This window comes from Sulfitobacter sp. (assembly GCF_036961165.1).
In the GTDB taxonomy this organism is placed as follows: domain Bacteria; phylum Pseudomonadota; class Alphaproteobacteria; order Rhodobacterales; family Rhodobacteraceae; genus Sulfitobacter.
This window is the reverse complement of record NZ_JBALVJ010000006.1, coordinates 38,971-65,771: the sequence shown is the minus strand read 5'-3', so window position 1 is coordinate 65,771 and position 26,801 is coordinate 38,971. Positions and strand designations below refer to the sequence as shown.

The following is a 26,801-nucleotide window of genomic DNA, read 5'->3' as shown; positions in this document are numbered from 1 at the left end:
CCGGTTGGGCGGTAAGGCTCTTGGCCAATCGGGGGCTACCAAACATGACACAACAACAAGGCGATCCACGCCATCTTGAAACGCTGGATCGTGATCTGGCGCGCTATTCCAATCTTGAGCTCGCAACGAGCTATGTCTCGCGACCCATGGTGGGGCCGGGCATTGCGCTTGTCTTCATCCTGATTGCAGGGCTCAGCGCGATGCTGTTCTTTGAGCAAACCAGCAATCTGATGATTGTGGTGATTGCTGCCTGTCTGGGCGCGTATATGGCGCTCAACATCGGGGCCAATGACGTGGCCAACAACATGGGGCCGGCTGTGGGGGCGAATGCGCTGTCCATGGGCGGGGCCATCGCGATTGCTGTGGTGTTTGAAAGTGCGGGCGCGCTGATTGCAGGCGGGGATGTTGTTTCAACCATTGCGAAGGGCATTATCGCACCTGAAAGTATGGGCACTTCATCAGTGTTTATCTGGGCGATGATGGCAGCACTGCTGTCCGCAGCTCTTTGGGTGAACCTTGCCACATGGGTGGGGGCTCCGGTTTCTACCACCCATTCGGTTGTGGGTGGCGTGATGGGTGCAGGCATTGCCGCGGCCGGATTTGCAGCGGTAAACTGGCCAACAATGGCGGGGATCGCTGCCAGCTGGGTGATCTCGCCCTTGCTGGGCGGTCTGATCGCCGCGATGTTCTTGTGGCTGATAAAATCGCGGATCATCTACCGCGATGACAAAATTGCGGCGGCTCGCACATGGGTGCCTATTTTGGTAGGTATAATGGCTGGAGCCTTTGCGGCCTATCTGTCGCTCAAGGGTCTTAAACAGCTGATCAAGATCGACATGCTGACAGCGCTTATCATTGGGGCAGCTTCCGGTGTGCTGGTCTGGATCGCGATGATCCCTGTGATCCGCAAACAGTCCGAGGGGTTGGAAAACCGCAACAAGTCTCTCAAGATCCTGTTCGGCATCCCGCTGGTCGTCTCTGCCGCTTTGCTGAGCTTTGCTCACGGAGCCAATGACGTGGCAAATGCGGTCGCGCCCCTTGCGGCAATCGTGCAAGCCTCGCAATCCGAAAGCTTCACCGGTGCCGTTAGTATCCCGTTCTGGGTGATGGTGATCGGTGCGTTCGGTATCTCGTTTGGCCTGTTCCTGTTCGGGCCTAAACTGATCCGCATGGTTGGCGGCCAGATCACCAAGCTGAACCCGATGCGCGCTTATTGTGTGGCACTTTCGGCGGCTCTGACGGTGATTGTTGCCAGCTGGTTGGGCCTGCCGGTTAGCTCTACCCATATCGCCGTGGGCGGTGTGTTTGGTGTTGGCTTTTTCCGTGAGTGGGACGCCGAGCGCCGGATTCGCCATCAGCGTATGGCCATGCCCGATCGGCCGATCTTTGCACCGGAAGAGCGGCGCCGCCGCAAGCTTGTACGCCGGTCACACTTTATGACCATTCTGGCTGCTTGGGTGATTACAGTGCCAGCTGCTGCGGGACTGTCAGCTTTGATTTTTGTTCTGATCACTCTCGCGGTGGGGTGACCCACCGCTAACGTGGTAGCGTGGCTGGATTAAACCAGCCGCGACATTTCCTTGGCAGCTTTGATAAAGCCTTTGAACAGCGGGTGCGGTTTGAACGGCTTTGACTTCAGTTCGGGGTGGAATTGCACACCGATGAACCACGGATGATCTGACCATTCGACAATCTCGGGCAGCTTGCCGTCTGGGGACATGCCCGAAAAGATTAGGCCCACTTTTTCAAGCTGCTCGCGGTAGGCCATGTCGACCTCATAGCGGTGGCGGTGGCGCTCGTCGATCGACGTGGTGCCGTAGATCTCCGCAACGCGGGAGCCTTCCTTGAGCGTGGCGTCATAGGCGCCCAGACGCATGGTGCCGCCCTTGTCATCTCCGACTTTCCGCTCGACCTTGTGGTTGCCCTGCACCCATTCCTTTAGGTGGTAGACCACAGGCTCGAAACGCTTTTTGCCAGCTTCATGGTCGAATTCTTCAGAACCGGCTGTCGACAGCCCAGCCACATTGCGTGCGGCCTCGATCACGGCCATCTGCATGCCCAGACAAATGCCCAGATAGGGTACCTTATGCTCGCGCGCATATTGGGCCGCTTTGATTTTACCTTCGGTGCCACGCTCGCCAAAGCCGCCAGGCACAAGGATCGCGTGGAAGCCGGCCAGATGCGATGCGGCATCGTCGGATTTTTCAAACAGCTCTGCGTCTACCCATTCGACCTTGACCCGTACACGGTTTGCCATGCCACCGTGGGTCAACGCTTCTGCGATGGATTTATAGGCGTCTTCGAGCTGGGTGTATTTGCCGACGATTGCGACTTTCACTTCACCTTCGGGATTGTGGATGCGATCGTAAACGTCGTGCCAGACCGTAAGATCAGGACGCGGGGCAGGGGAAATATCAAATGCATCCAGAACCGCCTGATCCAGCCCTTGTGCGTGATAGGCCAGCGGCGCCTCATAGATCGATTTCAGATCATAGGCCGCAACAACGGCATCCTTGCGCACGTTACAGAACAGCGCGATCTTCTCCCGCTCTTTTTCGGGAATCGGATGCTCGGACCGACAGACAAGGATATCGGGCGCGATGCCGATGCTTTGAAGTTCTTTGACCGAGTGTTGCGTGGGTTTTGTCTTCAGCTCACCAGAAGCAGCAAGGTAGGGCAGCAGCGTGAGATGCATAAAGATACACTGGCCGCGTGGTTTGTCGTGAGAGAACTGGCGGATGGCCTCGAAGAAGGGCAGACCTTCGATGTCGCCGACTGTGCCGCCAATCTCACAAAGCATGAAGTCGACCTCGTCGTCGCCCACATGCAGGAATTCTTTAATCTCGTTGGTGACATGCGGTATGACCTGAATGGTCTTACCCAAATAGTCGCCGCGGCGTTCTTTCTCGAGCACGGTGGAATAGACGCGACCAGATGAGATGGAATCGGTCTTGCGTGCGGAAACGCCGGTGAAGCGCTCATAGTGGCCCAAATCCAGATCGGTCTCTGCGCCGTCATCGGTGACGAACACCTCACCATGTTCAAACGGGCTCATCGTGCCGGGATCAACGTTGAGGTAGGGGTCAAGCTTGCGCAGGCGTACCGAAAAGCCGCGTGCCTGCAACAAAGCACCAAGAGCGGCAGAGGCGAGGCCCTTGCCAAGCGAGGATACCACACCGCCGGTGATGAAAATATAGCGTGCCATGTGAAATCTCTCCCGTGCGCGTCTGTGCGTCTGAATTGCGTCTGATGGGCCTGTCAAAAGCCACCCAAAAGCGGTGCGAAAAGCGCACCATCACGGGAGTTCAGTCTAACAGGATTCGGATGGGCAAGGCAAGGCGATGGCCGCAACATGATGTTGCGCAATGTCGCATTGCCTCAAGGTATTGAGTTTAGTCGATTAGTCGACTGTTGGAACCAGCGGCGTGTTGTCACCTTCGGAAGGTGGCAGCAGGTTATCAAGGTCAGGTGCCGTTGGTGCGTCATTCTGGTTCAATGCCGGAGGCGATGCTGTTAGCCGGTCCAGCACGGAAACCCCTGCGGATTTTTGTGCCGATACGATGGTCAGCGTGATCGAGGTCACAACGAATGCGGCGCCCAGAAGCCATGTGAGCTTGCTCATTGGCGTTGCTGCAGGACGTCCGGAGTTGCCGCCGCCGCCACCAATGCCAAGGCCGCCGCCCTCTGAGCGTTGCAACAGCACTACGCCGATCAGGCCAAGCGCAAGGATAAGGTGGATGATCAGGACGACATTTTCCATGGGATGCTGACTGCTCTTTTCTGGGTCGGTTTGGGGGTGTCTAGGCAAGTTTAGCTATGGGGGCAAGGGAGGATGCACGGTGAAGTGCACGCAAGGCCATAGACAAGCCGATTGTTGCAGGGCAATCTGCCGCTTATGCCCCATGACAGCCATGACCATGATCACCCGCACGCCCTCTTGCCACCTGAACCTGCCTTGCGGGTCAAGGCGCTAGAGACGATCCTCACGCGTAAGGGGCTGGTTGATCCTGCCGCTCTTGATGAGATCATAGATACCTATGAAAACAAGATAGGCCCGCGCAACGGCGCACATGTGGTGGCGAAGGCTTGGCGCGAGCCCGACTTTGCCCAAGCGCTGCGCGATGATGCCACCGCGGCCCTGTCAGATTTGGGATATTGCGGGCGACAGGGCGAACATATGGTGGTGGTCGAAAACACGCCAGAGACGCATAATCTGGTCGTCTGTACCCTGTGCAGTTGCTACCCTTGGCCTTTGCTGGGCATCCCGCCCGGCTGGTACAAATCCGATGCTTACCGCGCTCGCGTTGTGCGTGAACCGCGCCGCGTTCTCGCTGATTTTGGCGTGACACTTTCCGAGGATACAGCTGTTCGCGTTTGGGATTCGACGGCCGAGGTGCGCTATTTGGTGTTGCCGATGAGGCCGGAGGACACTGACGGCTGGGGCGAAGAGGCTTTGATGGACCTCGTGTCGCGCGACAGCATGATCGGAACCGCAGTGGCCGGGGCCCCGTCATGAGCCGCGTTCATGACATGGGCGGACGGTTCGGGGATGGAGCGGTGATTCCCGAAGCCGAAGATGTCATTTTTCATGCGGACTGGCATCCGCGCGCGCTTGCTCTGACGTTGGCTGCCGGTTCTTTGGGTAAATGGAATATCGACGTCTCGCGCCATGCGCGCGAGTGTCTAAGCCCGCAGGATTACACTGCGTTCAGCTATTATGAGAAATGGATGGGCGGTCTTGCGGCCTTGTTGGTGGATAGTGGAGTGCTGTCGCGCGACGAGCTCGCCGGTAAGACTGAGGCTGAGATTAGTGATCTTGCCTTAAAAAAGCTGACAGCAGATCAGGTTGCGGGCGTGTTGGCCCGCGGCGGACCTGCCGACCGCGACAGCGCCGTGGCGCCGATCTTTGCAGTCGGGGATGCGGTCATCACGCGGCGAATTGCAGAGAACGTATTGGTTGAAGGCGGTCACACGCGGTTGCCCTCATATGCGGCGGGCGTGCAAGGGCGCATCCTGCGCTATCACGGCACGCATGTTTTGCCTGACAGCAATGCGCACGGATTGGGGGAGGCACCCGAGCCGCTATACGCCGTGGTCTTCCCTGCTTTCGAACTGTGGCAACACCCCGAGCATCCGCGCGACGAGGTCGTGTTGGATCTGTGGCAAAGCTATTTGGCGGCGGCATGAGCAGCGCACCTGAGCCAGTGTTCGAAGCGCCGTGGCACGCGCAGCTATTTGCGCTGACAGTGCATTTGAACGAAACGGGCAAGTTCGATTGGCCGGACTGGGCGGCACGATTTGCTGCGACCCTTGCCAAGCACGGGCTTTCACGAGAATTGAATGGCGGAGATGATTATTTTATCGCTTGGTTGGAGACACTTGAGGCATTCCTTGAAGAGATCGCCCTGGCAGATCCTGCTTCTGTGGAGGACGTACGCGCCGCGTGGGAGCGAGCGTATCTGACAACGCCCCACGGCGCGCCTGTGACGATAGATGGCGCTGTTGAGCCGTGAAGGCTCAAGCCGCCCCGCCCACCGTCCCGCATTCAGACATCGACATGATCCACGTCTTCCTGACCTGACAACGCACGGCGCGCAATGCTCCAGCTTAGCCCGATGGCGAGCACGAAGCTGAGAGCGCCAAGGCCCAGCCAGACATTCATACTTGGATCATCCATTCGAAGCACACCCAGATCATACAGTACCCAAAGACCTGCGCCGACCACGGCGAGCACAAGAACCATGCCGAATCCGCCGATGCTGCGCAGGGTGGCGCGCAGATAGATGATAAAGCCGACCAGCAGGACCAATCCCGTCAGCACTGCAATGGAGATGTTCATGCTACCATAACTGCGGGCCCATTGAACGTAGTTATATTCGGTCGGGTTAAACGTAGCTGCGAGCAGAAGAAACGCGCAAACCCAGCGCATAATAAAGCCCATATCGGGTCGTCCTTTGTATCGTTTGGGTGCAATATCGAAGGCGCAGCCGTAAAAGTCTATGCCCGAGCTTCAGTTTGCGGTTCCATGCGCGCGCGCGCGCCGCTATACGGGTGCCGGTTTGACCGCACAAATGACTGGTCTGCCGCTGCTTTGAGAGGAATATCATGGCCAATGTTGTTGTCGTAGGCGCCCAATGGGGTGACGAAGGTAAAGGCAAGATCGTGGACTGGCTGTCCGAGCGCGCCGATGTGATCGCGCGCTTTCAGGGCGGTCATAACGCAGGCCACACGCTGGTCATTGACGGCGAGGTCTTTAAGCTGAGTTTGCTGCCTTCGGGCATCGTGCGTGGCGGGAAGCTGTCTGTCATCGGCAACGGTGTGGTGCTGGACCCTTGGCACCTTGAAAAAGAGATTGCGCAACTGCGCAGTCAGGGCGTGACCATCACACCCGAAACACTGATGATCGCCGAGAACACGCCGCTGATCCTGCCGATCCACGGTGAACTGGATCGCGCACGCGAAGAGCAAACATCCGTTGCCAAGATTGGCACCACGGGGCGCGGCATCGGCCCCGCCTATGAGGATAAAGTCGGCCGCCGCTCGGTCCGCGTTGCGGATCTGGCGGATGATGCAACGCTGGAGCTGCGCGTCGACCGCGCGCTGGTGCACCACGATGCGCTGCGCCGTGGTCTTGGGCTGGAGCCTGTTGACCGCGCGCGTCTGCTGGCCGATCTGCGCGCCATTGCGCCCTCTGTGCTGGAATATGCTGCGCCAGTTTGGAAAATCCTCAACGATAAACGCCGTGCGGGCAAACGTATCCTGTTTGAAGGCGCTCAAGGTGCTTTGCTGGATATCGACTTTGGCACCTATCCCTTCGTGACGTCCTCTAATGTGATCGCAGGGCAGGCAGCGACAGGCACGGGCATTGGCCCCGGTTCGATCGATTTTGTGCTGGGCATTGTGAAAGCCTATACCACCCGTGTAGGCGAAGGCCCGTTTCCGGCCGAGCTGCACGATGCAGACGGTCAGCGTCTGGGCGAGCGGGGCCATGAGTTTGGCACCGTAACAGGCCGCAAGCGCCGCTGTGGCTGGTTCGACGCTGTTCTGGTGCGCCAGACATGTGCGACATCGGGCGTGAATGGTATTTCTTTCACTAAGCTGGATGTGCTCGACGGCTTCGAGACGCTGAAAATCTGCGTGGCCTATGAGCTTGACGGCAAGCGGTTGGACTATCTGCCCACTGCCGCAGACCAGCAGGCACGCTGCACCCCGATCTATGAGGAAATGCCCGGTTGGTCCCAATCCACCGAGGGCGCGCGGAGCTGGGCTGACCTGCCCGCGGAAGCAATCAAATATGTGCGACGCGTGGAAGAACTCATCGATTGTCCGGTGGCTCTGTTGTCCACCTCACCCGAGCGTGAGGATACGATTCTAGTGACCGATCCCTTTGCGGATTAAGTGTCGCATTTGAAATTGGGGCAGGGCGGGCCAGATGTTGGAACGTTCTGCCCCAAACCCGAGGAAATCTCATGGCTCTGAGCTATAAGGCCCGCCGCCGCTGGTCACTATTTGTGCTGCTGATCGGATTGCCGGTCTACATCGTCGCCATGATCTGGGTGATTTCTTTGTTTGACCGACCTCCCTTTTGGTTGGAGCTGGCGATCTATGTAGGCTCCGGCGTGATCTGGGCCTTCCCGCTCAAGGTGGTGTTTAAGGGGGTCGGGCAGGTAGACCCTGAAGGACCGCAAGACCCGCTGGTCTAAACACATCCTTAGAGGCAAATAGCAAAAAAGCGGACCGTCAGGCCCGCCTTTTTGCTATTCAGTCGTCGTCCAAACGAATTTAATAAAGCTGGGTCAGTCTGGACGGTTTGATCGAGGGAAGAACGGTCACAGCTGCACCGTGGATTGCGCGATCATTCAAGTGGATGACATCTTGATTCAACATTCTGATGCACCCTGAAGATACCGGCTTACCCAACTCGCGCGCCGAGGCGTCACCGTGGACGCGGTAGAGCGTATCGACGCCGTCCTGAAACAGGTACAGCGCCCGCGCGCCCATGGGGTTGCCCGGCCCAGCGTCCATCCCTCCATTGGCAACCGAGTAGGGCTCAAGCTTGGGGCGGCGGGCAACCATCGAATCCGGCACATTCCAGCGCGGCCAGCTGCGCCAGAACTGGAGCCGTGCCGTGCCATTCCAATCAAAGCCAGCGGCCCCCACGCTCACGCCGTAGCGTGTCGCATGGTCGGACGTTTCTATGAAATAGAGAAGGGCTGCATCCGGATCGATGATAATGGTGCCGTGTGGCCGGTCGGGCCACGGGTTGTCTACCTCCTGCCGCCAAAGCTCGGGCGCCAAGCGGCCCTCCTATACGGTGGGAATCGGGAACTGTTCGTCCGTAATTGCCCGATAGAAATCTGGCAAAGGCGGATAAATAGGCGCTTGGGGTGCGATTGCGGCGCGGGTTGGTTGATCTGAAATTGTCTGGCCACAGGCTACAAGGCCCGCCAAACTGCCCATGGCGATAAAATTACGTTTGCTTAACATAAGACTCTCCTGTCTTTCTTTACGGGAATGGCGCGGAACGCCGGTTTTCCGATCAAAAAGAGCGTGGAGGTGACCATGGCGGGGCGGGAGACAGATCGCGCCAAGCGGAGACTGCTTCCGCGATTGCGGCGCCACGGGAAGCCTCGAATCGTGGCTGAGGCTGCGTAGGGACCAATGCATGGTCTGTGCTGCACCGAATTCCGGGCAAGGTGGCAATGCGGCATCTTTTGACTGTGGACAATTTTGTGTGTCCCACAGCCGCCCTATTTACCCTTGGTTCCGTCAGAGCGTCCCGCGAAACCGTTTCGGCAAATTGTGTATCGGAAACGCGCGTGGAAGCAGACCACGCCGCAGCATAGGCACCCCAGGGCAGAATGCTGACCAAAAGCAAAACAACTATAAAGGGTTTCAGAACTCGCATGTGTGTGAGGTGGGTGAAAAAAGGACCGCCGGTCAATCACGCTCACGTTGAATTGAACGGGAACGGGGGGAAGCCACCGCTGCCGACAACGAATTTGTTCCTATGGCCTGTCCGCAATAAAAAAGGTGGGCTGATGAGCCCGCCTTCATACCATGTCTGATTTGTGAAAGATCAGCCTGCGGCGCGCGCATCCGGCTTGAACCCGATCTGCTCCGAGGCCTGAAACTGGCCACCTTTAAGTTTTTCGATTTTGCCTTCGCGCAGCAGCTTGCCGAATGAGCGCAGGCTGTCTTCGCGTGTGAAGTTGTCTTGCTCTACCTGACGCACTTTTATCATCAACTGCGGGCGCGAGAACTGCTCGTGGCCTTCGACGAAAGACAGATATGCGGCTGCGGCTTCGAGCAAGTCTGGCAGTGATTCTGCACCCATCTCGCTGGCAAAGTCAGTAAAGCTGGTAGCGTCTGCCGTTTCCACCACAGGCCCTGTCGCCACTGCGGCAACACGGCGCGGACGCACGGGAGCAACTTTTCTTACCTCAGAGACGTCAATGCGCTGCTCTGCCACCAGTTTGAGCGGTGCCGGGCGCTGCTCTGACGGGCGCTCTGTGCGGGTACCCTCACCGCTGACGGGACGGCGCGGGCGGACCACGCTGGCCAGATCATCGCGGTACGCCTCATCGGTTTCTGTCTCATCTAGTGAGCCGCCGACGGCCTCATCGGCCTTTTTAGCGGCAACAGCAGCACGCAGATGTGAAAAAGCATCGCGGCGCGTAGCGCTTTCAGGCTCCTGCATCTGTTGCTTTGTCTCTTCCATCAGGCGCGAAAGATCTGCATCGGCACTGCGGCGAATTTCGGCACGTGGTGCAGGAGCTTCTTCTTCGGCCAGTTCTTCCAGCTCATCTTCGAAGTCGTCCAGTTCGGCGTCCTCGACTTCATCGCTGAAGTCTTGGTCATGGTCTGCGGCCATTTCGGCTTCAAGCTCGGCCAACTCACGCGCAAGCTCTTCTTCCGCTTCATCGCTCAGCGATGAACTATCGGCGAGAGGCGCCTTACGCAGCGGTTCCGAAGCGGCCTGCACCGGAGCATCATCCTCGTCTTCGTCCTCGTCTTCATATTCTTCCAGCTTGCCGGCCTTGATAGCCGCTTCAAGCGTTGCGCGTTTTACCTTGAGCACGCGGGCGCGAGGGGCGGCAGGCTTGGGGGCTTCGGCCTGCGGTGCAGGCTCTTCGGCGTCAAACAGATTGTCTTCTTCGACATCGTCAACCGCTTCGACAGTGTCCATAGCGGCAAGGATATTGCCGTCCATCTCGTCATCGTCGTACGCATCAGCGTTAGGCTCTGCTTCACCAACGGTCAACTCAGCGGAATCGGCTTCACTGTCCAAACGACTCAGAATTGCGGTGATATCGTCGTCTTGGTTTTCGGTATCGTCAAAAGACGCGTCTTCAGCAGTCTCTTGCACTTCGTCCATCTCGTCATCGGCATCCAGTGCGTCTTCGAGATCGCGCAGTGTGTCGGCCAGCATGTCATTGGAGACATCGGCGCTGTCCTCATCATCCGCGAAATCTTCTGCGGAGGGCATTTCAGCCATTGCCGCATTGAGCGTCTGGGCATCGGCGTGCTGGTCTTCGGAATAGTCAGGCGCAGTTTGAGCATCAGTCTGCTGTGAGACCACTGCGCGAATCCGCTTTAGCTTGTCAGCGATGCTGTCGGCGCGGGCACGTTCTTGCGTCGGTTCGTCCACCGCCTCATCGAATTCCTCAACCGAATCCTGCTCTTCTGCGCGCTCTGCGAAGAAAGCTTCGACCTCTGCATTGGGCAGGCTGGGCACGATGTCGGGCTCGTCTACTTTTGCAATTGTTTCGGCTGGCGTGTCTTCGGCTTCTTCAGAAGTTTCATCAGATACGTCGGCAGTATCTTCAACGTCATCTTCATCTTCGATGGAGAATTCATTTACCTCGTCATACGCATCGTCGGCATCTTTGATGGCGTCGTCTTGCATATCATCGGCAACAACGGCGTTCGCTTCGTGCGTCTCAGCAGCAGGCGTGCTGTCTTCGATTTTGGCTTTGGCGACAGTCGCATCCGCCACTGCTGTGGCCACGTCATCCACAACATCAGAAGCAACAAGTGATGCTGTCTGTGCGGTGTCCTTGGCTGACAGTACAATGCGACCTTCGTCCTCGCGGGCCTCTACATGGCGCGAAATCTCGCGTTGGGCGATGCGGGCCAGCATTTGTGCGTCAGGTTGTGGTGGTTCCGCCCCAAAGTATCTGTCATCCGCAGCAAGATCGCGAAAATACTCTGCGATTGCCTTCATGGTCCCAAAGGAATCATCGAACCCTTCAAGTGTGCACGAGAAAGTGCCATAGGATACTGTAAGAATCTTGTTATTATTGATCATCGGATGCTCGTCCTCTGCGTCGTTGTTCCGATATGTTTACCATGTTGTCCAAGACCAAAGCGGCTCCAAACTGTGCAAGCCACGGTATCATTGTGTGGCGTTATTGTGGTCGGTTTCCAATTTCGGCATGAAAGCCCTATGTCACAAGTCATTGTTCACAGTTCCGATCCAATCACACTTCTAGGTGGGGGGCATGCTAACGCAGAAGACCTTGCCGAGGCCTTAATCCTGGCGCCGAAACTTGTTGCCGTTGATGGCGGGCTGGTTACCGCGCAATTGGCAGGCATGCTACCTGATGCGGTCATCGGTGATATGGACAGCGCCCCCCCAGAGGCGCTTGCCCTTGTTCCCAAGGCACAGCAGCACCGTATAAGTGAACAACAATCTACCGATTTCGACAAGGCACTTCGTCATGTAGATACCCCTGTGGTGGTAGGTGTCGGCTTTTGCGGAGGGCGCGTGGATCACCAATTGGCCGCCTTTCACACGCTTCTGGTGCATGCTGACCGCCCCTGTCTTCTGTTGGGAGCGGAGGAAGTCATCCTGCTTGCGCCGCCGAAGCTATCTTTGGGAATGGAACGGGGTGATACTGTTTCATTGTTTCCACTGGTGGAGGTATCAGGCCAGAGCAGCGGGCTGGAGTGGCCGATTGATGGTCTGGCATTTGATCCGACCCGCTTTATCGGCACATCCAATAGGGCTTTGGGCGAAGTGGCGGTGTCTCTTGACGCGCCGGGCATGCTGCTGATCGTGCCGCGCCAGTATCTCAGGGAATTGGTGGGACATTTCGTGCAAGGCGGCGCGCGCTGGCCTGCTCGCGCAGGACAACATACACCCCCGCCGCAACCGTTAGCATAATGCCGAAGCCCGCCAGTGTGTCGGGCCATTCATTGAATATCCAGAACCCTACAGCCGCAGCGACAGGGATTTCGAGATACTGCATGGGCGCAAGCGTGGCGCTGGGCGCAAAGCGCAGCGACCATGTCATCAGCAAATGTGCCAATGTGCCCAGAATGCCGATCGCGACAAGCAGGCTCCACTCAGCGCCCTCTGGCCGGACCATCTGCAACGGGGCGAATTCAAGGTGAATGCCAAGGGCCACAAATGGCAACAGGATCACTACAGCAATCACGCCGCTGACGGCCTGAAGTGCAACGGGGTCTACCTCTTTGGCGATCTGGCGGGTGGTGAGCATGAAAAACGCAAAAATCACCGCCACGCCAAGCGGCAGCAGCGCAATCCAGCCGACTGCAAGAAAATTAGGCTGGATCACAAAAAGCGTCCCGATAAAGCCAACGCCACAGGCCGCGAGCCTGTGTGCGCCAACTTTCTCGTCCAACACGAAGCGGCCTAGCAACAGCATGATGAATGGCATGACGAAGACAATTGCGATGGCATCGGCAAGCGGAAGGTACTTTAAGGCGGTGAACATGCCGCCAATGCCGAAAATATGCAGAACGGTACGCAACACCGCCAAGCGGAAAATGCGCAGCGTCATACGCCATTTCATACCGGAAAGTATGACCAGCGGGATCAGCAATGCCGCTTGTGCAGCAAAACGCACCAACACCAGTTGTCCCAAAGGGATGAACGGGCCAAGCACTTTTGCCCAAGCGTCGCCAAGCGGTGCAAGGACGCAAAATCCTAGCATCAGCAGTATTCCCAAGGTTGGCCTGTCTCTGTTCATGCCACAGGGCTACGGCGAGACCTTTGCGCTGACAAGAGGGAGTGATGAATCGCCGGGGCATACATGCGCCCCGGCGATTGATTTTAGATGAGTTCAAGCAACTTCTTGGCGGCTTCTTCCGAAGAGGCAGGGTTCTGGCCTGTGACCAGCTTGCCATCGGAAGTCACAAAGCTTGCCCAGTCATCACCACGAACATAGACGCCGCCATTGGCCTTGAGCATGTCCTCAACAAGGAACGGCACCACATCGGTCAGGCCGACGCCTTCTTCTTCGCTGTTGGTGAAACCGGTCACCTGCTTGCCGGCCACCAGTGGCTTGTCACCCAATTTGGTGTGCTTGAAGATCGCCGGTGCGTGGCAGACTGCGCCGATTGGCAGGTCTTTGTTGGCGAAGCTTTCGATCAGGCGGATGCTGTCTGCATCTTCGGCCAGATCCCACATAGGACCATGACCGCCCGGATAGAATACGGCGTCATAACCTTCGCCGGTGATCTCGGACAGCTTGTGCGTTGATGCAAGCGCCGCCTGCGCGTCATCGTCAGACTTGAAGCGTTTGGTGGCTTCGGTCTGTGCGTCATCTGTATCGCTTTTCGGATCAAGCGGCGGCTGCCCCCCCTTGGGTGAAGCCAGGGTGATTTCTGCGCCAGCATCCTTGAGGACGTAGTAGGGGGCCGCGAACTCTTCTAGCCAGAAGCCCGTCTTTTCACCGGTGTCGCCAAGTTTGTCATGCGACGTGAGGATCATCAGAATTTTCATGTAGGTATCCTTAAACAGTTCAGGCACGCCAAATGCGCGCAAGTCACATAGTCAACGCCTGAGACATCATCGCGTTCCCACTATTCGAACGTGACCTAAGGTCAGCAGTTTGGAACATTCACGGCCAAGCCGCCTAAGGACGTTTCTTTGTACTTCACGCTCATGTCCGCACCGGTCTGGCGCATTGTCTCGATGCAGGCGTCAAGCGGCACCAGATGGGTGCCATCACCGCGCAGAGCAAGAGACGCAGCCGATACGGCCTTGATCGCGCCGAGACCGTTACGCTCGATGCACGGGACTTGGACGAGGCCGCGCACAGGGTCGCATGTCATGCCCAAATGATGCTCCAAAGCGATTTCTGCGGCGTTCTCTACCTGTTCAGGTGTACCGCCCATGACAGCGCACAGTCCGGCCGCAGACATTGCGGCGGCTGATCCGACTTCCGCCTGACAGCCTGCCTCGGCCCCAGAGATGGAGGCGTTGAATTTCACTAAACCGCCAATGGCAGCGGCGGTGAGCAGGAAGTCTTCAATATGGCTCTCTGATGCGCCGGGGACGTGGTCAAGGTAGTAGCGCAGCGTCGCGGGCATTACGCCGGCTGCACCATTTGTCGGGGCTGTCACCACTTGGCCGCCTGCGGCGTTTTCTTCGTTCACGGCCATGGCATAGACGCTCATCCAGTCGTTGATGGTGTGCGGCGCGGATTGGTTCAGGCCACGCTCTGCCAACAGTGCTTGATGGATGCCTTTGGCGCGACGTTTGACGTTAAGGCCGCCAGGCAGGATGCCGTCAGTCTGCAGTCCGCGATCGATGCAATTGGTCATCACCTGCCAAAGGCGCTTGGAGCCTGCGCGTAAATTATCGGCCCCGCCGCGCGCTTCCTCGTTGGCGCGCTTCATTGCGGCGATGGTTTTGCCGGAGGCGCGGGCCATCTCAAGCATCTCGACGGCGGATTTAAAGGGGTAGGGGACCGGCGTGCCTTCGTCGGTGTCCTTGCCTGCGGCAAGCTCCTCTTCGGTCATCACAAAGCCACCGCCGATGGAGTAATAGACCTGCCGCATTGTAACATCGCCCTGCGCATCCGTGGCCATCAGGATCATACCGTTGGCATGGCCATCAAGCGTGGTGTCATAGTCAAACACCAGATCCTTCTTCGGATTGAAGCTAAGGGGCGGCAGGTCGGGCGCGTGGATAGTGTGCGTTTCATTGACCCCTTTCAGCGTCTCTTCGGCCTTCTCGGCATCGTAGCTTTCTGGCGTGAAACCGGCGAGGCCAAGGATCGTGGCGCGGTCCGTGGCGTGCCCGACGCCGGTGAACGCAAGGCTGCCGTGAAGCGATGCCCGCAGGCCGGCGAAATGGAAGGGCGATGCCCGCATTTGGTCAAGGAACCGGGCCGCAGCAACCATCGGACCCATGGTATGGGAGGAGGAGGGACCAATCCCGACTTTGAACATCTCGAATACAGACAAAAACATCAGGTGGCACTCCCATGAGGCGGGTTAGCGTAAGAAGGTGAGGTGAAGGGCGTAGGCCCCAACCCTTCGGCAGATTGCAGCGCGGCAATGCAGGGTAAACCTTCAACATGCGCTGCCATCTGCATTAGGGCAGGTAGGCGACCTGTCGCAAGCCAGTTTCGTGGCGCGTCAACAGGGTATAGGGCGCACCAGCGCAGGCAAGCTGCAATATAAAAGTCCAATCCCGTTGGCGCGTCTGCCCCCAGCCATGTTGGCCTCTGCAACGCGATGGCCTCAAGCTGGTCGAATGCGGACATGATCTGGTTCTGCAGACCTGTTCGCAATGCCTCTTGATGTGCTTCAACTGTGCCGATGTATTTCTCGGGGTAGAACATCATCCGCAGCGCAGTATGGAGGGTGTTAGCCGTGTAGAACAGCCACTTGAGATAATCTCCCCGCGCTGTGTCCGTAGGTGCGGGCCCAAGTCCGCCATGGGTGTCGCCCAACCATAGCAGGATTGCGCCTGTCTCGAAGATCGGCCCACGCGGGGTTTCAAGCACTGGGATCAGCCCGTTAGGGTTCAGCGCCAGATAGGCCGGTGCGCGCTGGCTTTGGGCGGCGCGATCAACCAACTGCGCGCGATAAGGAAGTCCGCGATGCTCAAGTGCAAGGCGGATGATCAGCGAGGCGTTGTCGGGTGCGTAATGTAGAACATAGGTCATGCTAGCTATCTGCCTGCACGTCGACAAATACGCACGCCTGAAAGCGACCCTGTGGCGCGCGTTTCTGGCAGCGTGTCATCCGCGCAATGCATTGTCTTCAACCTTGATTCGGTGACGCAGCATCAATGCGTTTAGCACGGTCCAAAGTGCTGCAATCCACCATAGCCCCAGAACCATCGGGGCGACGATGATCTCAGCCACCACAAGCATGTAGTTGGGGTGCCGGAAATAGCGGAACGGGCCGCGCGCAACGAGCGTCTCGTCGTCCAGCACGATCACCCGCGTGGTCCAACGTGTGCCAAGGGTGCCAAGTATCCAGATCCGGAACACTTGCAGCACAGCATAAAGCGCCAGCCAGCCCAGATGCACAGGCTGGGTCCAGCCGAATACCACCAGCGCCACGATCCACGCACTATGCATTGCCACCATCACAGGGTAGTGGCCCGCACCGACTTCGTGCGCGCCGCGTGCCATGAGGGCGGCAGTATTACGTTTGGCGATCACCAGCTCACCCAAGCGTTGCAGGATGAGAAAACCTAGAAACAGTCCTGTCAGAAGGGTCATGTAAAATCCTTTACCGTGAAGGGCATGAGGGATGCCGTAAATCCAGGCCCGAGTGCGGCAAGCGCCATCCGGCCAGTATGACCCTGCGCCAGAACATCCTTAAGGACAAACAATACTGTTGGCGCTGACATGTTTCCCGCGGCCTTCAGCACGCGCCGTTCCGCATCAAGTGACCCCATGGGCAATGCCATGGTATCTTCGATCGCCTCAAGCACTTTTGCGCCGCCGGGATGGCAGACAAATCGGCTGATATTTTCCAGCGGCTCACCCGCAGCCTCGAGCACCTTAGTCACGGCAGTGCGGAAATTCTGTTGCACAAATTCAGGGATCGAGCGGTCAAAGACCACGCCAAGGCCCGTGTCATCCACATCCCATCCCATGATCGCCAAGCTCTCTGGCCACATATGCTCGTGCCCTGCGTCAAGTGTGATGGTGCCGCTGCCCGCGCGCAGAACCGCCGCAGCCGCGCCATCTCCGAACAACACCGTGGCGATGATGTCGGCTTTTTGCAGGCGGTCGGTGCGGAAAGACAGGCTGCATGTCTCAACCGCGACCATCAGCACTGTTTTGTCAGGCTCTGCCACAGCAAGCCTGCGCGCGATAGACAGCCCCGTCACGCCGCCAGCGCAGCCAAGACCAAATACCGGCACGCGTGAGATATCCGCGCGAAAACCCATCGCGCGCGCTGCCTGCGCCTCAAGCGTTGGGGTGGCGATGCCAGTGGAGGAGACTGTGACAACGATGTCCACCTGACCAGCACGAAGCCCCGCGTCATCGAGCGCTGCTGTGGCGGCATCCATGAACAACTGCGTGGCGGCGGGCAAATAGGCAGCCATCCGGTCCGCCCATCCGTGATCTTCGGCGTACCATTCCAGCGGCATCACTGCGTGGCGCATATCAACGCCGGCGTTTTCGAACGCAGGCACCAGCCGCCCAAAGGCGGGGTATTTCGGCCCGAGAAGCCTGCGGGCATGCTCCAGCACCGTGTCTTGGGGCAGGGGGTAGGGTGGCAAGGCAGTGCCAAGTCCCAGAAGGGTGACGTCCATCAATGAAGCAATCCATTCATTACTCAACTTTGAATCAACTTAGGCTACTTTCGCGAAGGTAAAGCTAACCTGTGACACCCTGCGCGCGCTTTGCGGCTGGATTGTCAGGCGCAGGTGGTTGACGTCGGCCGCGCGGGACCGGATCGAGATGACGTGATGAATAGAAGATATTTGCCCCTCGCACCCCGCGCACATCTTTCCTATAAGCGCAGAGATACTTCAAAGGGAGCTGCCCCATGTCCGGAGACCTGTCGCCCATCGACAAAGCGAAATTTGTGGCCGCCAAACGCGCTGCCCAGTTTGTAGAAGACGGTATGCGAGTTGGCCTTGGGACCGGTTCAACGTCGGCGTGGCTTGTGCGCTGTCTGGGTGAGATGGTGCGCGATGACGGCTTGAAAATTCGTGGCGTCCCGACCTCCAGCCGCACGGCCCAACTGGCCCGCGAAGTGGGGATTGAGGTAATCTCGCTCGACGAGGCGAAATGGCTTGATATTACCATCGACGGCGCGGACGAATTTGACGGTGACCTGAACCTCATCAAGGGCGGCGGCGGCGCGTTGCTTCAGGAAAAAATCGTGGCCACGGCCAGTGACCAGATGATTGTGATCGCGGATATCGGCAAAGAAGTCGAACATCTGGGCGCGTTCCCGCTGCCAATCGAGGTTATTCCTTTCGGCTGGCAAACAACGCAAGCATTGGTTGAGGAAACGTTGATCTCGATGGATGTGTTGGGACGCAACAGCACTCTGCGCATGAATGGCGGCCGACCTTTCCATACCGACGAGGGTAACTATATCCTTGATCTCCACCTTAACCGTATCGGCAATGCGCGCCAGCTTGCGCTTGCGATCAACCAGATGCCCGGCGTGGTCGAGAACGGCCTGTTCATAGACATCTGTGACACAGTTGTTATTGGCTATGGCGACGGCCGGGTGGAAGTGCGCGATATCAACGATGGCACGATCGACACAGAGCGACTTGATTTCGTTGAGAGTGATAACTTGTTTTCCGACCTGAGTGACTGAGAGGCCAGTATATGAGCGATTTTGATTATGATCTATTTGTCATCGGTGGTGGCTCTGGTGGCGTGCGAGCTGCCCGCGTGGCTGCTGGTGAATATGGCGCACGTGTAGGACTGGCTGAGGAAGACCGCTATGGCGGTACCTGCGTGATCCGTGGCTGTGTGCCAAAAAAACTCATGGTCTTCGCCTCCTCATATCGAGACACGTTTCAGGACGCGCGCAACTATGGCTGGGAAATCAGCGACGGCCCATTCGACTGGCACCTTTTTGCCGGAAAAATGCGCAGTGAGTTGGACCGCCTCGAAGGCATCTACCGCAACCTGCTTGATAACTCCGGTGTTGAAAAATTCGATGCGCGTGCGACCATCAAGGACGCCCATACCGTGACCCTCTCCACCGGCGAGGAAAAGATGGCCAAGCATATCCTCATCGCGACTGGCGGTCGCCCTGTTCGCCCCGAGCTTGAGAACGCAGAGCTGGGCCTTGTGTCGGATGATATCTTCCACATGGACGCGCTGCCGCGATCCATGCTGATTGTGGGCGGCGGTTACATTGCGTGTGAGTTTGCTTGCATCCTGCATGGCATGGGCGTGGACGTCTCCATGTACTATCGCGGCGGTCAAATCCTCAACGGGTTCGACGACGAGGCGCGCGGGCTGGTGGCAGAGCAGATGCGCATGCGCGGTGTCGGCATGCACTCCGGCGCGAGCATTCTTCAAATGGACGAGCGCGAAGGCGGCATCTGCGTTAAGTCGACGCTGGGTAATGAAAAAATCTTCGATAAGGTGTTCTTCGCAACTGGCCGCCGTCCGAACACAGATAACATGGGTCTGGAAGATGTGGGCGTAAAGCTGGGTCGCAATGGCGCGGTCGAGGTTGACCAATACAGCCAGACAGGTGTGCCCTCAATCTATGCGATTGGCGATTCAACAAACCGCGTGAACCTGACACCAGTAGCGATCCGCGAAGGCATGGCCTTTGTCGAAACCGTCTTTGGCGGCAATCCAACCCCAGTCGATCACGAACTCATCCCGTCAGCCATATTCACCCAGCCCGAAATGGGAACTGTGGGCATGACTGAGGAGGCCGCGCGCGAGCAAGAAGAGATCGAGGTCTATGCGACGTCCTTCAAGCCGATGCAAACAGCCTTTGCAGAGCGCGAGGATCGTGTGATGATGAAGCTGGTCGTGTCCAAGAAGAACCGGACTGTTCTGGGCTGTCATATCGTCGCACCACAAGCGGGTGAGATGATCCAACTTGCTGGGATTGCGATCAAGATGGGCGCAACAAAAGAACAGTTTGACCAGACTTGTGCGGTACATCCAACAATGTCCGAAGAGCTGGTAACGATGCGCACACCGGTACGTACATCTTGAATTCAACGTGTAAGCGCCCAGTTTACACATAAGACTACAAGCCTGCTCCGCAACGGGGCGACTTAAAGAAGGAAATAACTATGGCTGGAAACACAGGCGGTCCTTGGGGCGGCGGCGGCAATCAGGGCGGCGGCAACAACGGCGGAGATCCGGGGGGCGGCAATCAAGGCGGCGACCGTGGCAACAAGGGTGGCGGAGAGAAACCACCGATCCCCGAGATCGACGAGTTGGTGAGGAAGGGCCAGGAACGGTTGCGGGTTCTGATGGGTGGCGGTAGCCGCTCAAACGGGACAGGAGGCTCTGGCGGCGGCGGCGGCGAAGGCGGTCCAGCGTTGACGCGTGGCACCATCGGTGTCGGTGTATTGGTTGCAGCGGCGGCATGGCTTTTTGCCTCCACCTACACAGTGCGCCCCGAACAGCAATCCATCGAGCTTTTCCTTGGCAAGTTCTCTGGTATTGGCACCGAAGGTCTGAACTTTGCGCCATGGCCGGTGGTCACAGCCGAAGTGTTTGACGTCACCACCAACCGCACCGAGACGCTAGGCGTAAGCCGGAGCGAGGACGACAACAACGGCCTGATGCTGACCACGGACGAAAACATCGTCGATATCGATTTTCAGGTTGTCTGGAACATCAAGGACGCCGAGCAGTTCAAATTCTCGCTGCGTGCTCCAGATGCTTCCGTGCGGGCGATTTCTGAATCGGCGATGCGCGAAGTCATTGCTCAATCCGAGCTGGCACCAATTCTCAACCGTGACCGTGGTCTGGTGGAAGAGCAGGTCAAAGAGCTCATTCAGACGACGCTTGATAACCGCGAGACGGGCATCAATATCCTGCGTGTGAACGTGAACAAAGTCGATCCGCCGCAAGAGACGGTTGCGGTGACGGACGCAAGCGGTAACACGGCCAACGTATCCGTTGTGGATGCGTTCCGTGATGTGCAAGCTGCCGAGCAGGAGCGGGACCGTCTGGAGCGTCAGGCGGATGCCTACGCCAACCAGAAAACTGCGGAAGCCCGTGGTGAAAGCGCCAAGCTGCTGGAAGCTGCCGAAGGTTACCGTGCACGCGAGGTCAACGGCGCCATTGGTGAGGCATCGCGTTTCGAAGCGGTTTTGACCGAATACACAGCCGCTCCCGATGTAACGCGCAAGCGTTTGTACATCGAGACCATGGAAAAGGTCTTTGGTCAGGTAGACAAGATCATTCTTGAAAACGGCGGCGATGGCGGCGCACAGGGTGTTGTCCCGTATCTGCCACTGAATGAGCTGCGCCGCAGCGGAGGGAATAACTGATGAACAAGACCAGCTTTCTGATACCGATTGTCGCGATCATTGGTGCAGCGCTGCTGTCCTCAATCTTTGTGGTGGACGAGCGTGAAAAGGCACTTGTGCTGCGCTTTGGCCAGATCAAACAGGTGCTAACCGAGCCGGGCATCGGCTTTAAGGTGCCGTTGATCGACGAAGTTGCTCGTTTCGAGGACCGTATTCTGTCCGTACAGACGCCTGTAATCGAAGTCACGCCTGCGGATGACCGCCGCTTGCGGGTCGACGCTTTCGTGCTCTACCGTATCGATGATGTGGTGCAGTACCGTCAGGCTGTCGGTTCCGGCGGTGAAGCTCGCGCGGCCAATGACCTCAGCGGTATTCTGGAATCCCAGATCCGTGCGGTACTTGGTTCGCAGGGCGTGACGTCAAACACGATCCTGTCGCCAGAGCGTTCCGCGCTGATGGACCAGATTCGTGTGCGGGCCGATGCGCGTGCAAATGCACTGGGCCTCAAAGTGGTCGATGTGCGTCTGCGCCAGACCAACCTGCCGGAGCAGAACTTTGACGCAACCTTGCGCCGTATGATCGCTGAGCGTGATCGCGAAGCGACGGACGAGCGGGCGCGGGGCCGTGAAGCTGCCCAGCGTGTGACCGCCCTTGCGGACCGTACATTCGAGGAAATCATCTCCGAGGCGCGCCGCGATGCGCGTATCATCGAGGGTGAAGCAGACGCCGCGCGGAACCGCATTTTTGCGCAGGCCTACTCCAAAGACCCGGAATTCTTCGAATTCTACCGCTCACTGGCAGCGTATGAAGTATCCCTGAAGGGCAGCAATTCCACTATGGTTTTGTCGCCTGACAGCGAGTTCTTCAACTACCTGCGCTCCGATCAGGGCTCACGCTCTGATGAGGGTGAAACGCGCTAAACTGACAGCGTGAAACCAATTCAAAAGGGGCTGCATGAAAATGCGGCCCCTTTTCCTTGTCGATCACTGCGAGGAAGCGGATCAGCCAGTTACCAGATCAATCGCATCCGCGAGCTTTTCGATGATGATGTCGATTTCTTCAGGTGTTGAGGTGAAGCAGGGCGCGAGTAAAACGTGGTCGCCTGACGAGCCGTCCGCACAGCCCTGCGCAGGGTAGCAGATCATGCCCGCATCCATCGCAGCCTGCTGGACCTTGCCCGCCACATTGCGGCTGACGTCAAACGGCGCTTTGGTTGCGCGGTCCGCTACAAGCTCTGTGGTCCAGAATAGTCCGCGCCCACGTATATCGCCCACATGGGGATGCTGGCCGAGCCGTGCGCGCAGACCTGCTTCAAGCTGCGCGCCGCGCTCACGGACCGCGCCCAACAGATCATGGACCTCAATCTCGCGCATGACGGCCATCGCGCCAGCCGTGGCCACTGCGTGGCTCATGTACGTATGACCGTTCCACAGCTTGCCCGAGCCTGCGATGATCGCATCACAGACTTTTTGCGAGGCCATCACCGCCGCGATCGGCTGATAACCTGCTCCAAGCCCCTTGGCCATCGTTGTAATGTCGGCGCAGATGCCTTCCTGCTCCAGCGCAAACAAGCTACCGGTCCGGCCCATTCCGCACATCACCTCATCCGCGATGTAGAGCACGCCGTAAGTGTCACAAATCTCGCGGATACGTTTGAAATATCCGACAGGCGCAGGCTGGGTACCCAGCGACGCGCCCACAACAGGTTCCGCCACAAAAGCGCAGACGGTTTCGGCGCCCAATTCAAGGATTTTGGCTTCAAGCTGGTTGGCCATCCGCAGGCCGAAATCGGTGTCGCTCTCACCCTCGTGCTGCAGGCGATAGTTGTAAGTCGCGTCGATGTGCTGTGTCTCGATCAGCAACGGCGCAAACGGCGCGCGGCGGCCCGCATGCCCGCTGACAGCCAAAGCGCCAAGGGTGTTGCCGTGATAGGAAGGCGCGCGCGCGATGATATGGGCGCGGCCGGTATCACCACGCTCCACATGGTACTGCCGCGCGAGTTTCAGCGCTGCTTCCATCGCCTCAGAGCCGCTGCCCAGATACATCACGCGGCCTTCGCCCGTGCCTTCGGGCGCATGGGCGACCAAATAATCTGACAATTCTTCTGCCCATTGGTTTGTAAATAAACCCGTATGCGCGAATGCCAATGTGTTGACCTGATCACAGATCGCCTTGCGCACTGCCGCGTTGTCATGGCCCAATGAGGACACCGCAGCCCCTCCGCAGGCATCCAGATAACGTTTGCCACTGTCATCAATCAGATAGGCGCCTTCTCCCCCGACAATGCTTGGTTGCGCGGCTGTGAGACTTCGGCGAAGGACATGGCTCATGCTGGAATGCTTTCTTGTGATCGGGTGAGTCTGGACATTTGTGGCATAGGTATAAGGAGAGGGCGCTGGAATTTCACCTCATTGCAACCTGCCTGTCACAGCATTGTTAGCAGCGCTTGAAATCAATCCACGAAGGCACATCTTTAATATTGCGGATGGTGCAGTCACCATGCACTCTGCCGTTAAGTAAAATCGCCCCGAAGAGGGTCAGATTTCGATCAGGAGACGATATATGCAGCCCAAAGTGGTGGCCCGGACACAAGTCAATTCACCCTCACCAGCCCTGCGCGCAGCTATTATTGCGCTTATGGCGCTAACGATGGTGGTGGCACAAACCGTCATGGCGCTGGCAAAGCCGGAAAGCTTGGCACCGCTGGCAGAAAAGATCAGCCCGTCGGTGGTTAACATCACAACATCGACGCTGGTCGAAGGCCGCACAGGCCCGCGCGGCATCGTTCCCGAAGGATCGCCGTTCGAAGATTTCTTCCGTGAATTTCAGGACCGAAACCGCGGTGATGACGATACACCCGCACCGCGGCGCTCCTCTGCGCTGGGGTCGGGTTTTGTCATTTCTGAAGACGGCTATGTGGTGACCAACAATCACGTGATTGAGGGCGCTGACGAGATCACAATCGAATTTTTCTCAGGGGACGAGCTGATTGCCAAGGTGATTGGAACAGACCCCAACACGGACATTGCCCTGCTGAAGGTCGAAGCTGATCGTCCGCTGCCATTCGTGAGCTTCGGCAACAGCGATGCGGCCCGTGTGGGCGACTGGGTAATTGCCATGGGAAACCCGCTGGGTCAGGGCTTTTCCGTCTCGGCCGGCATCGTGAGCGCCCGCAACCGGGCGCTGTCAGGCACCTATGATGACTACATCCAGACCGACGCGGCGATTAACCGTGGTAACTCCGGTGGTCCGCTGTTCAACATGGACGGCGCCGTGATTGGCGTGAACACAGCAATACTGTCGCCAAACGGCGGCTCCATCGGCATCGGGTTTTCAATGGCGTCCAATGTTGTGACCCGCGTTGTGGACCAGCTCAAAGAGTTCGGAGAGACGCGGCGCGGCTGGCTGGGAGTGCGAATTCAGGACGTCACACAGGATGTGGCCGACGCCATGGGCCTCAAAGCTGCCACTGGCGCGCTGATTACTGATGTTCCTGAAGGTCCGGCCAAACAGGCAGGGCTTAAGACTGGCGATGTCATCTTGTCCTTTGATGGCGTGGATGTGGCCGATACGCGCGGTTTGGTGCGTCAGGTTGGCAATAGCCCCGTTGGTGCAACCGTGCGTGTCACCGTGATGCGTGAAGGCAAGAGCCAGACCATTGCTGTAATTTTGGGCCGCCGTGAGGATGCCGACAGCGCAGAGACGCCAGATGCGGAAGAAGAGCCCGATAGTTCGGACGCACCTGAGGTAACATCACTGCTTGGCCTGACCGTGACACCACTGACAGCCGAGATGCGTCAAGAACTTGGTGCAGCGGACGATATGGAAGGTCTGGCTGTAACTGAGGTCGAGGATGGCTCGGAGGCGTTTGAAAAGGGCCTGCGTGCAGGCGACATCATCACAGAAGCCGGCCAGCAGGAGATCAAAACGATCGCTGATCTGAACAGCCGTATTGATGCTGCACGCGAGGCTGGCCGCAAATCTCTTCTGCTTCTGGTGCGGCGCGCTGGTGACCCCCGCTTTGTCGCGCTTACGCTCGACGAAGAGTAATCGCCTAAACCAAGGCAACTTAAGGCGCCCTTTGTGGGCGCCTTTTGCGTTTCTAGGGCATTCCCCAATCCTTCGGTCCTCCGGTTCGTCGTCGCGTCCATAGTGGCCGCTAAAAAATAGAATTAATTTAATGAATTATGGAACCCTACTGGGTCTGACCTGTTGTTATCAGGCACGGACCCTTTCGGGCTGCGTCGCGATGATTTGGTACTACAAATTCGAGGAAACTGGCACATGACAAAAAATCTCATTCTTGGAGGGCTTGCTGTCGTGATTGTCGGCGCAGCCGGCTTCGGGCTTTACGTGTACAAATCCCCCATTGATCCGATCAGCCCCGACCAGACCGCCAGCTTCACACCGGAAGAAGTCGAAAAGGGCCGCATCCTTGCTTCTGCCGGATACTGCGCAACCTGTCACACAGCAGCAGACGGAGAGCCCTACGCAGGGAACTTTGCGATGGAGACAGGGTTCGGGACGCTTTATTCCACCAACCTGACGCCTGATGTGGAGACCGGTATCGGCACCTATTCAAAAGAGGCTTTCCGCCGCGCGATGCACGAAGGCGTCGATCGCGAAGGCCGCCACCTTTTCCCTGCCTTTCCCTATGATCATTTCACCAAGATGACAGATGAAGACGTCGACGCGATCTATGCCTACATCATGGCCGAAGTTGAGCCCGTCAAAACTGTCCAAAAAGAGAACGAGCTGCCGTTCCCTCTGGACCAACGCTTCTTGCAAGCGGGGTGGAAGATGCTCTTTGCTGATCTTGGCCGCTTCGAGCCTGACGAAGAGCATTCCGAGGCATGGAACCGTGGCGCATATTTGGCGGAGGGTCTGACGCACTGTGGCGCGTGCCACACGCCGCGCAACATCGTCGGGGCAGAGAAATCCACTGAGCAATATGCTGGCGCCGAGATCGACAGCTGGATTGCACCAGCCCTGACAGCCGCGAACCAATCGTCAGTGCCGTGGACTGCACCTGAATTCAAATCATACCTCATTGAGGGTGTTACAACCTACCACGGCATCGCCGCAGGTCCCATGGGGCCGGTTGTACATGAAGGTGTCCGCGACCTTCCCGAAAGTGACATCGACTCGCTCGCTATTTATCTGGCCGATCAGGTTGGCGCGACCGAAGACGATCCAAGCCAGAGCGAAATCGTACTCGCCAGCCTGCGCAGCAACCAGCCTGATCCGCAGTACCGCCGCGAATTGGGAGAGCGCTTGTACGCAACTGCCTGCGCCTCGTGTCACTACAACGCCGAGCTGATCAAGGCGGGGCGTCCTGACCTCGGGATCAACTCTGCCACCAACCTTGATACGCCGAACAACCTGATTCACGTCATTCTGGATGGGGTGAATGCCCCTGAAGGCATGGCGGGCGTGGTCATGCCGGGCTTCCGTGGTGCATTGAATGATGAGCAGGTCACGGCCATCGCCGCCTACCTGCGCGACAAGCGTGCCAATCAGCCTGCGTGGCCTAACCTATCTGAGACCGTTGCCGATATCCGTCAAAACGGCCCCACATCGCACTAATACCGAA

General features: G+C 57.9%; 25 protein-coding genes. 13 read left to right on the top strand and 12 right to left on the bottom strand.

All coding sequences use genetic code 11. From position 1 onward, the window contains the following. Positions 1-44: 44 nt before the first annotated feature. Entirely contained in the window at positions 45-1,529 is a 1,485-nt protein-coding gene (locus V7730_RS05055) for an inorganic phosphate transporter (RefSeq protein ID WP_335746505.1), read from the top strand. Positions 1,530-1,558: 29 nt separating this feature from the next. On the opposite strand, the gene V7730_RS05050 is transcribed toward V7730_RS05055, so the two are convergent. Further along, on the bottom strand, positions 1,559-3,205 hold the full coding sequence (locus V7730_RS05050) for a CTP synthase (RefSeq protein WP_335746504.1): 1,647 nt from the start codon (positions 3,203-3,205) through the stop codon (positions 1,559-1,561). A gap of 195 nt (positions 3,206-3,400) precedes the next feature. Beyond that, positions 3,401-3,760 carry a preprotein translocase subunit SecG gene (gene secG, locus V7730_RS05045; RefSeq protein WP_335746503.1) on the bottom strand — a complete coding sequence of 120 codons (360 nt, stop codon included), beginning with the start codon at positions 3,758-3,760 and terminating at the stop codon, positions 3,401-3,403. Between the two features lie 135 nt (positions 3,761-3,895). Between secG and nthA the strand changes: the two genes are divergently transcribed. The 3 genes from nthA to V7730_RS05030 are packed head-to-tail and all read left to right on the top strand — an operon-like array spanning position 3,896 to position 5,513. Next, on the top strand, positions 3,896-4,516 hold the full coding sequence (gene nthA / locus V7730_RS05040) for a nitrile hydratase subunit alpha (protein ID WP_335746568.1): 621 nt from the start codon (positions 3,896-3,898) through the stop codon (positions 4,514-4,516). Beyond that, complete coding sequence (gene nthB, locus V7730_RS05035) at positions 4,513-5,187, top strand: nitrile hydratase subunit beta (RefSeq protein WP_335746502.1); 675 nt, start codon at positions 4,513-4,515, stop codon at positions 5,185-5,187. Before nthA ends, nthB begins: the two co-directional genes overlap by 4 nt. Next, positions 5,184-5,513, top strand: coding sequence for a nitrile hydratase accessory protein (locus V7730_RS05030; RefSeq protein ID WP_335746501.1), 330 nt, complete (start codon positions 5,184-5,186; stop codon positions 5,511-5,513). The genes nthB and V7730_RS05030 overlap by 4 nt, the downstream gene beginning before the upstream one ends. A gap of 32 nt (positions 5,514-5,545) precedes the next feature. On the opposite strand, the gene V7730_RS05025 is transcribed toward V7730_RS05030, so the two are convergent. Next, positions 5,546-5,941 carry a DUF6524 family protein gene (locus tag V7730_RS05025; RefSeq protein ID WP_335746500.1) on the bottom strand — a complete coding sequence of 132 codons (396 nt, stop codon included), beginning with the start codon at positions 5,939-5,941 and terminating at the stop codon, positions 5,546-5,548. A gap of 164 nt (positions 5,942-6,105) precedes the next feature. On the opposite strand from V7730_RS05025, the gene V7730_RS05020 reads away from it, so the two are divergent. Together V7730_RS05020 and V7730_RS05015 are read left to right on the top strand one after the other, a co-directional pair. Continuing rightward, positions 6,106-7,398, top strand: a complete 1,293-nt coding sequence (locus V7730_RS05020; protein ID WP_335746499.1) for an adenylosuccinate synthase — start codon at positions 6,106-6,108, stop codon at positions 7,396-7,398. A gap of 71 nt (positions 7,399-7,469) precedes the next feature. Further along, on the top strand, positions 7,470-7,703 hold the full coding sequence (locus tag V7730_RS05015) for a DUF2842 domain-containing protein (protein ID WP_335746498.1): 234 nt from the start codon (positions 7,470-7,472) through the stop codon (positions 7,701-7,703). Positions 7,704-7,782: 79 nt separating this feature from the next. On the opposite strand, the gene V7730_RS05010 is transcribed toward V7730_RS05015, so the two are convergent. Then, positions 7,783-8,298, bottom strand: coding sequence for a L,D-transpeptidase (locus V7730_RS05010; protein ID WP_335746497.1), 516 nt, complete (start codon positions 8,296-8,298; stop codon positions 7,783-7,785). A 781-nt stretch (positions 8,299-9,079) separates the two neighbouring features. Next, positions 9,080-11,311: a hypothetical protein gene (locus V7730_RS05005; RefSeq protein ID WP_335746496.1), complete on the bottom strand. Its 2,232-nt coding sequence runs from the start codon at positions 11,309-11,311 to the stop codon at positions 9,080-9,082. A gap of 138 nt (positions 11,312-11,449) precedes the next feature. On the opposite strand from V7730_RS05005, the gene V7730_RS05000 reads away from it, so the two are divergent. Beyond that, positions 11,450-12,169, top strand: a complete 720-nt coding sequence (locus V7730_RS05000) for a thiamine diphosphokinase (protein ID WP_335746495.1) — start codon at positions 11,450-11,452, stop codon at positions 12,167-12,169. On the opposite strand, the gene V7730_RS04995 is transcribed toward V7730_RS05000, so the two are convergent. The 6 genes from V7730_RS04995 to V7730_RS04970 form a co-directional block, all read right to left on the bottom strand. Next, on the bottom strand, positions 12,078-12,998 hold the full coding sequence (locus tag V7730_RS04995; RefSeq protein ID WP_335746494.1) for a DMT family transporter: 921 nt from the start codon (positions 12,996-12,998) through the stop codon (positions 12,078-12,080). The two genes, V7730_RS05000 and V7730_RS04995, sit on opposite strands and share 92 nt — an antisense overlap. 83 nt (positions 12,999-13,081) lie before the next feature. Continuing rightward, positions 13,082-13,753 carry a type 1 glutamine amidotransferase domain-containing protein gene (locus tag V7730_RS04990; protein ID WP_335746493.1) on the bottom strand — a complete coding sequence of 224 codons (672 nt, stop codon included), beginning with the start codon at positions 13,751-13,753 and terminating at the stop codon, positions 13,082-13,084. A gap of 101 nt (positions 13,754-13,854) precedes the next feature. Beyond that, positions 13,855-15,228: an L-serine ammonia-lyase gene (locus V7730_RS04985; RefSeq protein ID WP_335746492.1), complete on the bottom strand. Its 1,374-nt coding sequence runs from the start codon at positions 15,226-15,228 to the stop codon at positions 13,855-13,857. Then, positions 15,228-15,929, bottom strand: coding sequence for a glutathione S-transferase family protein (locus tag V7730_RS04980; RefSeq protein ID WP_335746491.1), 702 nt, complete (start codon positions 15,927-15,929; stop codon positions 15,228-15,230). The genes V7730_RS04985 and V7730_RS04980 overlap by 1 nt, the downstream gene beginning before the upstream one ends. Before the next feature lie 75 nt (positions 15,930-16,004). Next, on the bottom strand, positions 16,005-16,493 hold the full coding sequence (locus V7730_RS04975; protein ID WP_335746490.1) for an isoprenylcysteine carboxyl methyltransferase family protein: 489 nt from the start codon (positions 16,491-16,493) through the stop codon (positions 16,005-16,007). Next, the gene (locus V7730_RS04970; RefSeq protein WP_335746489.1) at positions 16,490-17,539 is read right to left on the bottom strand and encodes a type III polyketide synthase; all 1,050 of its coding nucleotides are present in this window, start codon (positions 17,537-17,539) and stop codon (positions 16,490-16,492) included. The genes V7730_RS04975 and V7730_RS04970 overlap by 4 nt, the downstream gene beginning before the upstream one ends. 236 nt (positions 17,540-17,775) lie before the next feature. Between V7730_RS04970 and rpiA the strand changes: the two genes are divergently transcribed. The 4 genes from rpiA to hflC all read left to right on the top strand — a co-directional run bounded on the left by rpiA (position 17,776) and on the right by hflC (position 22,128). Beyond that, complete coding sequence (gene rpiA / locus V7730_RS04965; protein WP_335746488.1) at positions 17,776-18,564, top strand: ribose-5-phosphate isomerase RpiA; 789 nt, start codon at positions 17,776-17,778, stop codon at positions 18,562-18,564. Between the two features lie 11 nt (positions 18,565-18,575). Continuing rightward, positions 18,576-19,937 (top strand): glutathione-disulfide reductase, encoded by a 1,362-nt coding sequence (gene gorA / locus V7730_RS04960; RefSeq protein WP_335746487.1) that lies wholly within the window; start codon positions 18,576-18,578, stop codon positions 19,935-19,937. Between the two features lie 80 nt (positions 19,938-20,017). Further along, positions 20,018-21,229, top strand: coding sequence for an FtsH protease activity modulator HflK (hflK, locus tag V7730_RS04955; RefSeq protein ID WP_335746486.1), 1,212 nt, complete (start codon positions 20,018-20,020; stop codon positions 21,227-21,229). Next, the gene (gene hflC, locus V7730_RS04950) at positions 21,229-22,128 is read left to right on the top strand and encodes a protease modulator HflC (RefSeq protein WP_335746485.1); all 900 of its coding nucleotides are present in this window, start codon (positions 21,229-21,231) and stop codon (positions 22,126-22,128) included. The genes hflK and hflC overlap by 1 nt, the downstream gene beginning before the upstream one ends. Positions 22,129-22,209: 81 nt before the next feature. On the opposite strand, the gene V7730_RS04945 is transcribed toward hflC, so the two are convergent. After that, positions 22,210-23,538, bottom strand: coding sequence for an aspartate aminotransferase family protein (locus V7730_RS04945; RefSeq protein ID WP_335746484.1), 1,329 nt, complete (start codon positions 23,536-23,538; stop codon positions 22,210-22,212). Positions 23,539-23,770: 232 nt separating this feature from the next. On the opposite strand from V7730_RS04945, the gene V7730_RS04940 reads away from it, so the two are divergent. Both V7730_RS04940 and V7730_RS04935 read left to right on the top strand, forming a co-directional pair. Further along, a complete protein-coding gene (locus V7730_RS04940; protein WP_335746483.1) occupies positions 23,771-25,258 on the top strand; it encodes a DegQ family serine endoprotease in 1,488 nt (495 codons plus the stop codon). 234 nt (positions 25,259-25,492) lie between these two features. Further along, positions 25,493-26,794: a c-type cytochrome gene (locus V7730_RS04935; protein WP_335746482.1), complete on the top strand. Its 1,302-nt coding sequence runs from the start codon at positions 25,493-25,495 to the stop codon at positions 26,792-26,794. The last annotated feature ends 7 nt before the right edge of the window (positions 26,795-26,801 follow it).